Source organism: Thiohalobacter sp. IOR34 (assembly GCF_030406045.1).
Classification (GTDB): domain Bacteria; phylum Pseudomonadota; class Gammaproteobacteria; order Thiohalobacterales; family Thiohalobacteraceae.
Map to the genome: position 1 here is coordinate 937,540 of NZ_CP128988.1, position 13,962 is coordinate 951,501.

Below are 13,962 nucleotides of genomic sequence, written 5' to 3' on the forward strand. Positions count from 1 at the left end.
CCGGATCAAGGCGTGCCCCGCAGGGAATGGCCCGCCCTTGCCAAGGGGCACAACGCAGAGCCGGGGCGCCTGGCAAGCTCCCTGCGGGCGGGCCTCTGGACGGCCATCCGCAACGTTGCAATGGCTTGACAGGGAATCACCCTGCCGGCGCCATTGCGCCTTGCGGGCTGATCGACCAGAGACCCGCTGAATGAGGCTTTGTTATCGTTTGTCTTAGTAAGCAGGCACTGCCAGGAGACGCCGATGGATCCGAGTCGCTATCTGCACCGCGCGTTGCCCGGTCCGCTCAGCGGTCTGGCCGATCTGGCCATGGACCTGCGCTGGAGCTGGAACCACGGTGCCGACCGCCTGTGGCAGACGGTCGACCCGGAACTCTGGGAACTGACCGGCGATCCCTGGCTGATCCTGGAGAGCGTGGCCGCGGAGCAACTCGACGAGCTGGCACGCAACCCCGCCTTCCTGCGCGAGCTGCAGGATCAACTGGAACGGCGCCGTGCCTATCTCAGTCGCCGCACCTGGTTCGAGCACAATGGCTGGCGCCAGGCACTGCGCGGGGTGGCCTATTTCAGCATGGAATTCGGACTCGCCGAGGCCCTGCCGATCTATTCCGGTGGGCTGGGGGTGCTGGCCGGCGATGTGCTGAAGACCGCCAGCGATCTGGGCGTTCCGCTGGTCGGCGTCGGGCTGCTCTACCAGCAGGGCTATTTCCGCCAGGCGATCGATGCCAACGGCGACCAGTTGGCCTTCTTCCCCTACAACGACCCGACCATGTTGCCGGTGATGCCGCTGCGCGATGCCCGTGGCGAATGGCTGCGGGTGCCGGTGGAACTGCCTGGGCGGGTGCTGCAGCTGCGTACCTGGCAGGCCCGGGTCGGCCGCTGCCGGCTCTACCTGCTGGACAGCAACGACCTGCTCAACCGTCCCGGTGACCGCGGCATCACCAGCGTCCTCTATGCCGGCAGCGCGGAGCTGCGTCTGCAGCAGGAGATGGTGCTCGGCATCGGCGGCTGGCGGTTGCTGGAGGCCTTGGGGCAGGAGATCGACATCTGCCACATCAACGAGGGACATGCTGCCCTGGTGGTGCTGGAACGGGCGCGCAGCTTCATGGAACGCAGCGGACAGCGCTTCGAGGTGGCCCTGCGCGCGACCTGCGCCGGCAACCTGTTCACCACCCACACCCCGGTGGCGGCCGGCTTCGACCGTTTCCCACCGACCCTGATCGAGCAGTACCTGGGCGACTATGCCCGGCAGCTCGGCCTCGACCTGGAGGCCCTGCTGGCGCTTGGCCGGGCGGAGGGCGATGGGGCGGCGGCCTCCTTCAACATGGCCGCCCTGGCGATGCGCGGTACCGGGCGGGTCAACGGCGTCAGCCGCCTGCATGGGGAGGTCAGCCGGCGCATCTTCCTGCCATTGTTCCCGCGCTGGCCGCAGGCCGAGGTCCCCGTCGGTCATGTCACCAATGGCGTGCACACGCCCTCCTGGGATTCGGCCGCGGCGGACGCACTCTGGACCGGGGCCTGTGGCAAGCGCCGCTGGCTGGACACCCAGGAGACGGTTGAGGCGGACTTTCGCACGGTCAGCGATGAGGCGCTCTGGGAACTGCGCGCCCGGGGGCGGCAGGCGATGATCGCCGCCCTGCGCCGGCGGCTGCGTCACCAGCGGGCGACGCGTGGCCGTGTCGATCCCGCCACTGGCGAGCCGCTCGAGGTCCTCGAACCGGACACCCTCACCCTCGGCTTCGCGCGCCGTTTCACCGAGTACAAGCGTCCCAACCTGCTGTTGCAGGATCCGCAGCGCCTGGAACGCCTGCTCGGCGACCCGCAGCGGCCGGTGCAGCTGGTGATCGCCGGCAAGGCGCATCCCCAGGACGAGGTCGGCCGGCGCCTGGTGCGCGAGTGGATCGCCTTCTCGCGTCGCCCCGGGGTGCGCAACCGGGTGGTGTTCGTCGAGGACTACGACATGGGCGTGGCCGCCGATCTGGTGCAGGGCGTGGACCTGTGGATCAACACCCCGCGCCGCCCCTGGGAGGCCTGCGGGACCAGCGGCATGAAGGTGCTGGTCAATGGCGGCCTCAACCTCTCCGAGCTGGACGGCTGGTGGGCCGAGGCCTATGAGCCGGCACTGGGCTGGGCGCTGGGCGATGGTCGGGAGCACGATTCGGACCCGGCCTGGGACCGCTACGAGGCCGACTGCCTGTATCGGCTGCTGGAGGAGGAGGTGGTGCCGGCCTTCTACCGGCGGGACGAGCGCGGCCTGCCGGTCGACTGGCTGAGGCGGATCCGCGAGAGCATGGCCCGGCTGACGCCGCGCTTCTCCAGCAACCGTATGCTGCGCCAGTACACCGAGAGCTACTATCTGCCGATGGCCGCGGCCCTGCGCCGGCGCTGTGCCGGGCAGGGCAGGCTGGCCGCCGAGCTGGAGGCGCTGCGCGACAAGTGGCGGCGCCACTGGCCGATGCTGCACTTCGGCGACCTGACGGTGAGCGAGACGGACGGCGAGCTGGGGTTCCGCGTGGCGGTGTATCTCGATGACCTGGATGCCGGGGAGGTACGGGTACAACTCTATGCCGATCCCCTGCCGGGGCAGGGTTACGAGTGCGTGCCCATGCAGCGCAGCGAGGCGATCCCCGGTGCCTTCAACGGCTTCTTCTACACCGCCCGTCTGCCGGCAGCGCGCCCCGCCGCGGACTACACGCCGCGCATCGTGCCCTATCACCCCGAGGCCGCCATCCCGTTGGAGGCGGATCTCATCTTCTGGAAGGAATGAGCGGGATGGTGGCCCGCGCCTGGCGCGGGCTATGCCGCTCAGCGGGAGGCGGCCCGGCTCGCGCAGCCCAGCAGCAGGGCAAGGGAGGCCGCCACCACCGCGGCGGCACAGAGGAAGGCGACGGAAGCCCCCCAGAGTTGCCAGATTCCGCCGAAGAGCAGCGCCCCCGGCAGTGCCGCCAGCCCGCTGAGCATGTGATAGAGGCCGAAGGCGGTACCCTTGTGCGCCGGCGGTGCCCGGTCCCCGACCAGGGCGCGCTCGGCGCCCTCGGTGAACGCCAGGCAGGCGGCATAGAGCAGAAACAGCGTCCAGGTGAATGCCGTGCCGTCCCTTCCCAGCGCCAGAGCCAGCAGGACCAGGATTCGCGTGCCCCAGCCCAGCGCCAGTACCGGCAGCCGCCCGATGCGGTCCGAGAGGCTGCCCGCGGGCAGGGCCAGCAGCGCCTTGACCGCGCTGGCCGCCGCCCAGAGCAGCGGCACCCAGGCCACGGCCAGGCCGCGCTCATGGGCCCAGAGCACCAGAAAGGCCTCGGGTACCGCTGCCAGGGCCAGGCCGGCGCTGGCGAGGATCAGGCCGCGCAAAGGGGCATCCAGCGCCGACCAGCGCAGCCGGGGCGGGGGCGCAGGCCGTGCCGCCGGCAGCGAGCCCGGCAGGCCGAAACCGAGCAGTCCCAGCACCAGAATGCCCGGCACCACCGACCCCAGGAACACCTGTTCCAGGGGCAGGCCCGCCTGCAGCAGCAGGAAGGCCAGGAGCGGTCCCAGCACCGCCCCGGCGTTGTCCAGCGCGCGGTGAAAGCCGAACGCCCGGCCGCGGCCGTCGGCACCGGTGGCGGCCGCGATCAGGGCATCGCGCGGCGCGGTTCGCAGCCCCTTGCCGATGCGGTCGAGAAAGCGCAGCAGCAGCACCCAGCCCCAGCCCAGCGCCAGGCCGATCAGCGGCCGGGCGCTGTTGGACAGGCCATAGCCGCCGAGCACCAGGCGCTTCGGGTTCCAGCCGCGGTCGGCGAGCCGTCCCGAGACCAGCTTGAGCAGGCTGGCACTGGCCTCGGCCAGCCCCTCGACCAGGCCCACCACCGCCGGTCCGCTGCCCAGGCTCAGGGTGAGGAACAGCGGCAGCAGCGGGGTGATCATCTCGCTGGCGGTGTCGTTGAGGAAGGACACCAGGCCGAGGACGATCACCGTGCGTGGCAGCATGAGGTTCATGGCGTGCTGGGATCTCCTCCCGTTTCCACCCTTTTCACTGCCAGCGGCAGGGATGGCCGGGTTAACAGCCTGTCGGACTCGGGACTGATCTACTGCGCGGCTGGGAGAGCGGCCCGAATCTCCCCGATTTCTCGTTGCGTAGTGCCCACTATGCGCCTCGAAATCGTGAAGATTCGTTCTCGTTCTCCCACCCTGCTCGCTACGATCGCCCAAGTCCGACAGGCTGTTAACCCGGCTATTGCACCAAGGATTCGATTCTCCGGGCGAGGCTGGACCCGCCGGGGATCGCGGCCTGGAGGCCGCTCCTACGGGGCATGGCGGCACCATGGTAGGAGCGGCCTCCAGGCCGCGATTGGCGTGGTGTTAACAGGCTGCTATGCGCCAAGGATTCGATTCTCAGGGCAAGGTTGGCCCGAAGGGCGGAGGGCAGGATGCCCGGAGTCAATCGAATAGGCACAAAGTGTACCCCGCCACGAGGGCCTATTTGCGAGCCTCCCAGCCTTGTATACCAGCCTGCGCACCGATCATAGGGGCCGCCTTGGTGCAATAACCGGGTTATTAACCCTTCAACCAAATATGCCGTGTTCAGGCCTGAAGCCCCGGTCATTCTATGATTCAATGGGTTCGGCCGCCGTGTGCCTGCCTGCGGACGGCGTTATCGAACCTTGCCGTAGGAATGCTACGGCGGCGTTTCGATGCCTTGCCGCAGGCAGGCACACGGCGGCTGAACACGGCATATTTGGTTGCCGGGTTAATAATACTAAGACAAACGATAACAAAGCCTCATTCAGCGGGTCTCTGGTCGATCAGCCCGCAAGGCGCAATGGCGCCGGCAGGGTGATTCCCTGTCAAGCCATTGCAACGTTGCGGATGGCCGTCCAGAGGCCCGCCCGCAGGGAGCTTGCCAGGCGCCCCGGCTCTGCGTTGTGCCCCTTGGCAAGGGCGGGCCATTCCCTGCGGAGCACGCCTTGATCCGGGGCGCCTGGCAAGCTCTGAATGAGGCTTTGTTATCGTTTGTCTTAGTATATCCCCAGACGGGTGATTTTGCCGCTGGCGCTTTGCGGAGGACGGGGCATGAGAATCTCTTTTCACGGGGCGGACCAGGGGGTGACCGGCTCCTGCCACCTGATCGAATGTGCCGGCAAGCGGCTGCTGATCGACTGCGGTCTCTATCAGGGAAGCCGCGAGCTGGAGGAGGAGAACGCCGAGCCCTTCGGCTTCGACCCGGCGGAGATCGACCTGCTGCTTCTCAGCCATGCCCATCTCGACCATTGCGGGCGTATCCCGTTGCTCGCCCGGCGCGGCTTCCGGGGCGAGATCGTCACCACCGCGGCCTCGCGCGAACTGGCGCGGCTGGTGATGCTGGATGCGGCCCATCTGCAGGAGGAGGAGGCCGAGTACAAGCAGCGCAAGGCGTCCCGCCACGGCAACCATCGGCCGCGTATCCAGCCGCTGTACACCACGCTCGATGCGCTGAACAGCCTCGACTTCTTCGGCCGCGTCGCCCGCTATGGGGAACCCTTGCAACTGGCACCCGGCATCCGTGCCACCTTCGTCGATGCCGGCCATATCCTCGGCTCGGCGAGCATTCTGCTGGAGCTGGAGGAGGGCGGGCAGCGGCGGCGGGTGCTCTTCTCCGGGGATCTGGGCAATGCCGGCCGTCCCATCCTGCGCAATCCGGCGCCGCCGCCAACGGCCGATGTGGTGGTGATGGAGACCACCTACGGAGATCGCCGGCACAAGCAGCTGGCACCCTCCATCGAGGAGCTGTACGAAGCCATCAACGACACCTTCCGCCGTGGCGGCAACGTGATCATCCCCACCTTCGCCCTGGAGCGGTCCCAGGAGATCCTCTTCCATCTGCGCGAGGGCCTGGAGGCGGGACGCCTACCGCGCACCGTGCAGGTATTCCTGGATTCACCCATGGCCATCTCCGCCACCGAAATCTTCCGCCGTCACCCCGAGTGCTACGACGCCGAGACCATGGACCTGTTCCGCGAGGGACGCGATCCCTTTGCGCTGCCCGGCCTGCGCTTCACCCGGCAGACCGCGGACTCCATGGCCATCAACCGCATCGGCGGCGGCGCGGTGATCATGGCCGGTTCCGGGATGTGCACCGGTGGCCGGGTGCGCCACCATCTGAAGCACCATCTCTGGCGGCGTGATTGCAGCGTGGTCTTCGTCGGCTATGCGGCAAATGGCACCCTGGCCCGGCGCATCATCGACGGTGCCGAGCGGGTGCACATCTTTGGCGAGGAGATCCCGGTGCGGGCGCGGATCTATACCATCGGCGGTTTTTCCGCCCATGCCGATCAGGCCGAGCTGCTGGACTGGCATGCTGCCACCGGGCGTCCGCATACCACCTACCTGGTGCATGGCGAGGAGCGGAGCATGCGCGCCTTTGCTCGCCGCATCCGCGACGGCCGGGTGGTGATGCCACGGCTGCACCAGGCGTTCAGGCTCTGAGGCCTGACATCGAATAGGCACAAACCGTAACCCGCCCAAGGGGCCTTTCGTGGCCATATTGTCCCTGTATTACAGCACGAACCCCATTCATGCGCGCCGCCTTGGTGCAATATCCGGGCTATTGCGCCAGGGCGGCCGCTGCCCGCTCTCAGCGGACCACCAGGACGTCGCAGGAGGCGCGGTGCAGCACCCCGTCGGTGGTCGAGCCGAGCAGTCGGCCCAGGCCACGCCGCCCGTGGGAGCCGAGCACGATCAGCTCGATGCCCTCCTTCTCGGCGAGACGCAGGATCTCCTGGCGTGGCAGGCCGCTCACCACCCGTTCCACCAGGCCGTCGTGCGGCAACGCCCTGAGCAGGTCGTGCAGCCTGGCACTGGCAGCCTCCTCCAGCTGGCTCTGCACGTCCTCGATCGGCGGCAGTATGGCATCGACGTCGACCGGTGGCAGATAGTCGACCACGTGCAGCACGGTTAAGCGGGCATCGTTCTGTCTGGCCAGCTGGCGGGCCCGGTCGATGATCCGCGCGCTCTGTTCGCTGAAGTCGACGGCGGCCAGAATCTTGCTGTAGTTCTGCATGGGGGTTCCTTTGCGTCCAAGGGGTCAATCGGCTTCGTTTTCCATCTCCGGACGGTATTCGCCGCGCCGTGCCGCCGCCGTCAGCCGGCATCGCTTGAGGAAGGCGCGCTGCGCGGCAGCGGCATTCTCCGGCCGCCCGGCCCAGATGTCCATCGCCGGGTGCTGCAGGGCCCGGGCATAGGAGAAGCTCAGCTCCCAGGGATGGGTCCTGTCGCGTAGCCGGCTCATGGCGTCGAGATTGGCGGTGGCCTGTTCCGGGGTCTGGCCGCCGGACAGGAAGTTGATGCTCGGCACCGCGGCCGGCACCACGCGGCGGAAGACCCGCAGCGTCGCCTCCGCCACCTGCTGGGGGCTCGCCTGCTGGCCGGAGTCCTTGCCGGGCAGCACCATGTTCGGTTTCAGCAGCATGCCCTCGAGCAGGATGCGGTGCCGGTGCAGGGCCTCGAACACGGCCTGCAGCACGGCCTCGGTGACCTCGGCGCAGCGCTGGATGTCGTGGTCGCCGTCGAGCAGCACCTCGGGCTCGACGATGGGTACAAAGCCCTGTTCCTGGGCCACCGCGGCATAGCGGGCCAGCACCTCGGCATTGGCCTCGATGGCCAGCCGGCTGGGGTTGTCGGGGCCGATGCGGTAGACGTCACGCCACTTGGTGAAACGTGCGCCCTGCTCGCGGTAGCCGGCCAGCCGGTCCTCCAGCCAGTCCAGGCCACGGGTGATCTTGTCACCGGGCGCCTGCGCCAGATCGGCTGTGCCCTTGTCGACCTTGATGCCGGGCACGATGCCCTGGCGCTGCAGCAGTTCCGGCAGCGGTGTGCCGTCGTCGCTGCGCTGGCCGAGGGTCTCCTCGAAGAGGATCACCCCGCTCAGATAGTCGCCGATGCCGGCGGTGCCGAGCAGCAGGCTGCGGTAGGCGCGGCGGGCCTCCTCGGTGGACTCGACGCCGACGGCCTTCAGGCGCTTGCTGATGGTCGGCAGGCTTTCGTCCGCCGCCAGGATGCCCTTGCCGGGCTGAACCAGGGCCTCGATGGTGCGCAGAAGCTGTTGCTCGTCGATCATGGCATTCCCTCCTCGTGGGGATCGGATCGTTCAGTACCAGATGGGCAGGGTCAGGATCTGCAACGGGGCGGCACGGCGCAGGTGCCCGGCGCAGTCCTCCACCTCCTCCGGGTTGCACTGGAGGATGACCAGATAGTGGCCATCGCGCACCGCGTCGTGCAGGGCCTGGAGATGCTGTTCGGGGATCCCCAGCCGGTGCAGGGCACTGGCCAGCTCGGACAGGACCGCGGCCCCGGCCATGGCGCCGCCGGCCAGGGCCGCGCCGCTGATGGCGCCGCCGATGGCTTCGACCACCGGGCCGGCGGCCAGCACCGGGCCGAGTCCCGGCAGCACGAACAGCCCGGCGGCCCCGGCCAGGGCGCCCCAGAGCGCGCCCCAGAGCGCGCCCTGTTTGCCCCAGGCCTTGATGCGTTCCGTGCCCTGGCTGAAGGAGACACCGAGCATATCGTCGCCGCTGCCGCCGGCGCGGCCGAGCAGCGAGATGCGGTCCATGGGGAAGTCGGCCTCGATGAGCGCCTCGACCACCTGTCGGGCCCGTGCCTGGTCGTCGTAGACGGCCACGGCCAGGGCGCTGCGCGGGGCGGTTTTATTTTCGTTCATGGCGGACGGCATCCTCGGGTCTGCTGTTGCAGATGGGGTCCGCAAGGGCGGATATCAAGCGCTGTGGGTCGCGCCAGCGTTCAGCCGTACTGGCGGCGGAAGCGCCAGGCGCCAAAGCTGAACAGGATCAGGCCGAGCAGGGCGAGACCGGCCAGGGAGTCCCAGATCACACTGGCGCCGGCGCCCTTGAGCAGGATGGCGTAGCCCATGTTGATGTAGAAGTACAGTGGTGACAGCGGCATCGCCAGACGCAGGCCCTCGGGCATGGCCTCGGGTGGCGTCCAGGCGCCGGACAGCAGCAGCATGGGCATCAATACCACGATCACCAGCATGGTGACCTGGGCCAGGTTGCGGCTCAGGGTGGCGATGAACAGGCCCAGGCCGGCGGTGGCGAAGACGTAGAGTGCAGTGACCAGGAAGAACAGCCCCAGGCTGCCCTTGATCGGTAGCTGGAAGACCGGCAGCAGGATCAGCGCGAAACAGGCCGCGGTGCCGGCGAGGATCGCCAGGTTCATGGCGATCACCTTGGGCAGCAGTACCTGAAAGGCGCTCAAGGGCGAGACGATCAGCTGCTCGATGGTGCCACGTTCCTTCTCCCGCACCGCGGCGGCGGCCGGCAGCATCAGCGAGAGCATGGTGATCACCGTCAGCAGCTCGGAGATGGACATGAACCAGACCTCGTTCTGGTTGGGGTTGTACCAGACCCGGTGCCGGTCATCGATGCGCGGCACCGCCTGCAGGGCGGCCTCGTCCAGTCCCAGTCGCTCCACCGCCTGGTCGTAGCCGAAGCCCTGGACGATCTGCGCTGCATAGCTGCTGCCCAGGGTGCCGAGCACCGTGTTGCTGGTGTCGATCTGCACCTGGACCTCGCTCGGGAGGCCGAGGTGCAGATTGCGCTGGAAGCCTTCTGGGATCTCCAGCAACAGCATGATCTCGCCCCGGTCCAGCAGACGCTGTCCCTCCCTGGCGTCCAGCAGCTCGCCGCGCAGATCGAAGTAGGGCGGCCGGAAGCGGTAGATCAGCTCGCGCGAAGCGGCGCTGTGGTCGTGGTCGATGACCGCCAGTGGCGCCTGGCGCAACTCCATGGCGATGCCGCTGCCGGCCAGGTAGACGTCGGCGGTGAAGAACCAGGCGATGACGATCAGCAGCACCGGGTCACGCGCCAGCTGCAGCAGCTCCTTGGCGGTCATCACCCGCAGTCGCAGCCACCAGAGTCGCCAGCCCGCCATGCCGCACCCTCAGCGCTTCGGCCGCTTGTGGAAACTGAGAAAGCCGATGCTCCAGAGCACGGCGGCATAGATCGCCAGCACCAGCACGTTGGGCCACAGGCTGGCCAGACCGAGCCCCTTGAGGAAGCTCCCCCAGGTGATGTTCATATAGTACAGCGGCGGCAGTAGCCGGGCCTCGATCTGTGCTTCCGCCCCCATCGAGGATACCGGCACCAGCAGGCCGGAGTAGAGCATCGCCGGGATGAAGGTAATGACCATGGTCAGCAGCACGGCGGCGACCTGGGTCTGGACCAGGATGGAGACCAGCAGGCCGATGCCGGCGGTGCAGCCGACATAGACCACGGAGGCGAGGAAGAAGAACAGCGGATCGCCCTTGAAGGGTGCGCCGAACACCTGCATCGCCACCAGCCAGAGGAGCAGGATGTTGAAGCAGGAGATGCCGACATAGGGCAGCAGCTTGCCGAGGATGAACTCGCCACGGCTGACGGTGGAGGCGTAGATGTTGTAGATCGAGCCGTTCTCCTTCTCGCGCACCACGCCGAGGGCGGTGAGAAAGGGCGGCGAGACCATCAGCACCAGCATCAGCAGGCCCGCGGCCATCGACCAGTCGCTCTTCATCGCCTGGTTGTAGAGATAGCGCGGCTGCAGCCGGACCGGTGTGATCTCGGCAAGGGCCTGCTCGCGGCTCAGGCCGCGGCGCCGTGCCAGGTAGTCGGTCAGCAGTTCGCTGTTGGCGGCGGCGTTGATCGCCACCAGATAGCCCTTGGTGGTCTGGGCGCGGTAGGGGAATACGCCGTCGATAAGCGCCTGTACCGCTGCCGGCCGGTCGGCGCGCAACCGACGGCCGAAGTCCGGGGGGATGATCAGCGCCAGGCGGATCTCGCTGCGCGCCAGCAGTCGATCCAGTTCGGCTTCGCGTTCAGCGTAGCCCCTGAACTCGAAGTAACGCGAATCGGCGAAGCGGTGCACGTAGTCGCGACTCAACTCGCTGCGGTCGTGGTCGAGCACCGCGAAGGGGATGTTCTCCACGTCCAGCGACAGGCCATAACCGAGCACCAGGATCAGCAACAGTGGCAGGCCGAAGGCCATGGTGAAGAACAGCCGGTCGCGCACGACCTCGCGCCATTCCTTGTGCGCCACCGCCGCCATGCGTTGCAGTTTCATGGGCTGGCCGCCTCCCGTTCCAGGGACAGGATGCGGTGCACGAAGACGTCCTCCATGCTCGGCGGCCGGATTTCGCTGCCCAGGAGCTGCAGTCCGTGACCGCGCAGCAGGTGCTCGATGGTCGTGCGCGCCGCTGCCGGGTCACGGGCGAAGAGGTGGATGCGTGTGCCGAACAGGGCGACATCCCGGAAGCCAGCGGCCTCCAGTGCATCCAGCGCCGCCAGCGGCTGGTCGACCCGCAGCGAGAGCAGCTCGCCGACCTCGGCGGTCAGCGCCTGTTTCATCGCCTGCGGCGAGGCGTCGGCGACGATGCGCCCGGCATGCATCAGCGCCAGGCGGTCGCAGTGTTCGGCCTCGCTCATGTAGTGGGTGGTGACCAGGATGCTGACCCTATCGTGCCGCGACAGCCCGACCAGCAGTTCCCAGAAGCGCCGCCGGCCGAGCGGATCGACGCCGGAGGTCGGCTCGTCGAGGAACAGCACCCGCGGTCGGTGCACCAGGGCGCAGGCCAGGGCCAGCCGCTGACGGATGCCCATCGGCAGGGCGCCGACCAGGGTCTCGGCCCTGTCCTGCAGCCCGGCCATCAGCAGCAGCTCGGCGATGCGCTCGGTGGCCTGGCGGCGGGGCAGGCCGTAGATGCCGCTGTACAGGCGCAGGTTCTCCAGCACGCTGAGATCGCGGTACAGGGAAAAGGCCTGGGACATGTAGCCGATACGCTGCTTGATGGCCGCACCGGCACGGCGCATGTCGGCACCGGCCACCCGGCCCTCGCCGCCACTGGGCGGCAGGATGCCGGTGAGCATCTTGATCACCGTGGTCTTGCCGGCGCCGTTGGCCCCGAGCAGACCGAAGATCTCGCCCTGGGCGACGCGGAAGCTGACCCGGTCGACGGCCCGGAAGTCGCCGAAGTCGCGGCTCAGTTCGCGGGCCTCGATGGCGATGCCGTCGTCGCCGGCCGGGGCGGCCGGCGGCGGAGGCGAAGAGGGCGCCTGTCCCGCTGCTGCCTCGTCGTCGGCTTGCTGCCTCTGCAGCAGGGCGATGAAGGCGTCCTCCAGCTCCGGTTCGCCGGCCCGCAGGGGGCAGCCGCTGTCCAGCGGGCCGAGCACGGCGCGCACCTCGGCCACCGCCGCCTCCGTCGCCAGTCCCGGCACGAACACCCGCAGCCGCGGACCGACCGCCTCGAGCTGCGGCCAGCGGTCGCGCAGCCGTTGCAGGGCGGCCAGCGGCTCGGCCGGTTGCAGCTCGACCAGGCTGCCCGGCGCCCGCTCGAGGATGGCCTCCGGCTCGCCCTCGGCCAGCACCCGTCCCTGATACATCAGTGACAGGCGCTGGAAGCGGCTGGCCTCGTCGAGGTAGGCGGTGGAGACCAGGGCACTGATGGCGCGTTCGCGCAGCAGCTGGGTGAGGATGGCCCAGAAATCACGCCGCGAGACCGGATCGACACCGGTGGTGGGCTCGTCGAGGATTATCAGCCGGGGTTCATGGATCAGGGTGCAGATCAGCCCCAGCTTCTGCTTCATGCCCCCGGAGAGGTGCTTCATCGCGCGGTCGCGAAAGGGGGCCAGGCGGGTCATCTGCAGCAGCAGGGCCTTGCGCTCGGCGAGCAGCGGGGCGGGGATCTCGCGCAACCGGGCGAAGAAGTCGATGTTCTCCTCCACCGAGAGCTCGGCGTAGAGGTTGAGGCCGAGCCCCTGGGGCATGAAACCGATGCGGTCCTTGATCCGTTCCGCGGCGCTCTCCGAGTCGAGGCGCACGCCGAACACCTCGATCTCGCCCTGCTCGAAGTCGAGCACCCCGGCGACGGCTTTCATCAGACTGCTCTTGCCGGCGCCGTCGGGGCCGATCAGGCCGTAGATCTCGCCGGCCCGAAGCTGCAGATCGACGCCGGCCACCGCCGTCTGCCGGCCGTAGCGCTTGGCGAAGCCGGCGACCCGGCAGACGGGATCGGCGGCCAGCGGCGTCACCAGCGCGGCTTCACCCATGGGACGTCCTCGCGCCAGCGGATCACGGCGTCGGCCGGCAGCCCGGGGCTGAGGCGGTGATCCGGGTTGGCTTCCAGATAGAGCTTGACCGCGTAGACCAGCTTGACCCGTTCGTCAGGGGTCTGCACCTCCTTGGGGGTGAATTCGGCGCGGCTGGCGATATAACGCACGGTGGCCGGGAAGGGGGCGTCCGGGAAGGCATCGGTGTAGATCCGTGCCGGCAGGCCGAGGCGCACCTTGCCGATCAGCCGTTCCGGGACGTACACCTTGAGATAGAGCCGGTCGAGGTCGACCAGTTCCAGCAGCGGGCTGCCCGGCGTCACCACCTCGCCCTGATCGACGATGCGGGTGGTTACCACCCCGCCCTGGGGCGCCTCGATCTGGTAGTCCTCGAGCACCCGCTCGGCCTTGTCCAGGCGGGCCTCGGCGGCGGCGACCGCGGCCCTGGCCGCGGCCAGCTCGTCGACGGCCACCTGCCAGGCGGTTTCGGCGGCCTCCTTGTCGTGACGGGCGATGCTGTGGGCGGCGAACAGGCGGCGCAGGCGCTCGGCGTCACGCCGGGCCTGGGCCTCGCGCGCCGCAGCGGCGCGCTGCCGGGCGCGGGCCGCAGCAACCATCCTGGCTGCGGTACGCACCTCGGCATGCATCTCCGCCGAGTCCAGCACCAGCAGGACCTGCCCGGTACGTACGCTGTCACCCTCGCGTACGCGCAGCTGGACGACCCGGCCGGCGACCTTGCTGGCGATGCTGATCCGGTCGCCCTCGATGCGGCCGTTGGCCTGGACCAGGCCTTCCGGCAGGCTCTCGCGCCGCTGCCAGAGCTGCCAGCCAAGGGCCAGGCTCACTGCAGCCACGGCGATCAGCAGCAGGACGATGCGGGTCTTTTTGGTATTCATCTCGGGGTCCCGCGCGGAGGCTGA

General features: G+C 68.7%; 10 protein-coding genes. 2 read left to right on the forward strand and 8 right to left on the reverse strand.

The genetic code is table 11. The annotated features are described in order from the left end of the window. Positions 1-243: 243 nt before the first annotated feature. Complete coding sequence (gene glgP, locus QVG61_RS04380) at positions 244-2,766, forward strand: alpha-glucan family phosphorylase (protein WP_289932118.1); 2,523 nt, start codon at positions 244-246, stop codon at positions 2,764-2,766. 38 nt (positions 2,767-2,804) lie between these two features. Here the strand turns inward: glgP and QVG61_RS04385 are convergent, their stop codons facing one another. After that, a complete protein-coding gene (locus tag QVG61_RS04385; protein ID WP_289932119.1) occupies positions 2,805-3,971 on the reverse strand; it encodes an MFS transporter in 1,167 nt (388 codons plus the stop codon). A gap of 1,074 nt (positions 3,972-5,045) precedes the next feature. Here QVG61_RS04385 and QVG61_RS04390 point away from each other — a divergent pair. Continuing rightward, complete coding sequence (locus tag QVG61_RS04390) at positions 5,046-6,437, forward strand: MBL fold metallo-hydrolase (protein ID WP_289932120.1); 1,392 nt, start codon at positions 5,046-5,048, stop codon at positions 6,435-6,437. Between the two features lie 148 nt (positions 6,438-6,585). Here QVG61_RS04390 and QVG61_RS04395 read toward each other — a convergent pair whose 3' ends face one another. The 7 genes from QVG61_RS04395 to QVG61_RS04425 form a co-directional block, all read right to left on the reverse strand. Beyond that, on the reverse strand, positions 6,586-7,011 hold the full coding sequence (locus QVG61_RS04395) for a universal stress protein (RefSeq protein WP_289932121.1): 426 nt from the start codon (positions 7,009-7,011) through the stop codon (positions 6,586-6,588). Between the two features lie 24 nt (positions 7,012-7,035). Beyond that, positions 7,036-8,067 carry a class I fructose-bisphosphate aldolase gene (locus tag QVG61_RS04400; protein ID WP_289932122.1) on the reverse strand — a complete coding sequence of 344 codons (1,032 nt, stop codon included), beginning with the start codon at positions 8,065-8,067 and terminating at the stop codon, positions 7,036-7,038. A gap of 30 nt (positions 8,068-8,097) precedes the next feature. Further along, a complete protein-coding gene (locus tag QVG61_RS04405; protein WP_289932123.1) occupies positions 8,098-8,667 on the reverse strand; it encodes a hypothetical protein in 570 nt (189 codons plus the stop codon). Between the two features lie 80 nt (positions 8,668-8,747). Continuing rightward, a complete protein-coding gene (locus QVG61_RS04410; protein WP_289932124.1) occupies positions 8,748-9,896 on the reverse strand; it encodes an ABC transporter permease in 1,149 nt (382 codons plus the stop codon). A gap of 9 nt (positions 9,897-9,905) precedes the next feature. Then, complete coding sequence (locus QVG61_RS04415; RefSeq protein ID WP_289932125.1) at positions 9,906-11,060, reverse strand: ABC transporter permease; 1,155 nt, start codon at positions 11,058-11,060, stop codon at positions 9,906-9,908. Continuing rightward, positions 11,057-13,042 carry an ATP-binding cassette domain-containing protein gene (locus QVG61_RS04420; RefSeq protein WP_289932126.1) on the reverse strand — a complete coding sequence of 662 codons (1,986 nt, stop codon included), beginning with the start codon at positions 13,040-13,042 and terminating at the stop codon, positions 11,057-11,059. Before QVG61_RS04420 ends, QVG61_RS04415 begins: the two co-directional genes overlap by 4 nt. Further along, positions 13,021-13,938 (reverse strand): efflux RND transporter periplasmic adaptor subunit, encoded by a 918-nt coding sequence (locus QVG61_RS04425; RefSeq protein WP_289932127.1) that lies wholly within the window; start codon positions 13,936-13,938, stop codon positions 13,021-13,023. Before QVG61_RS04425 ends, QVG61_RS04420 begins: the two co-directional genes overlap by 22 nt. Between the last annotated feature and the right edge of the window lie 24 nt (positions 13,939-13,962).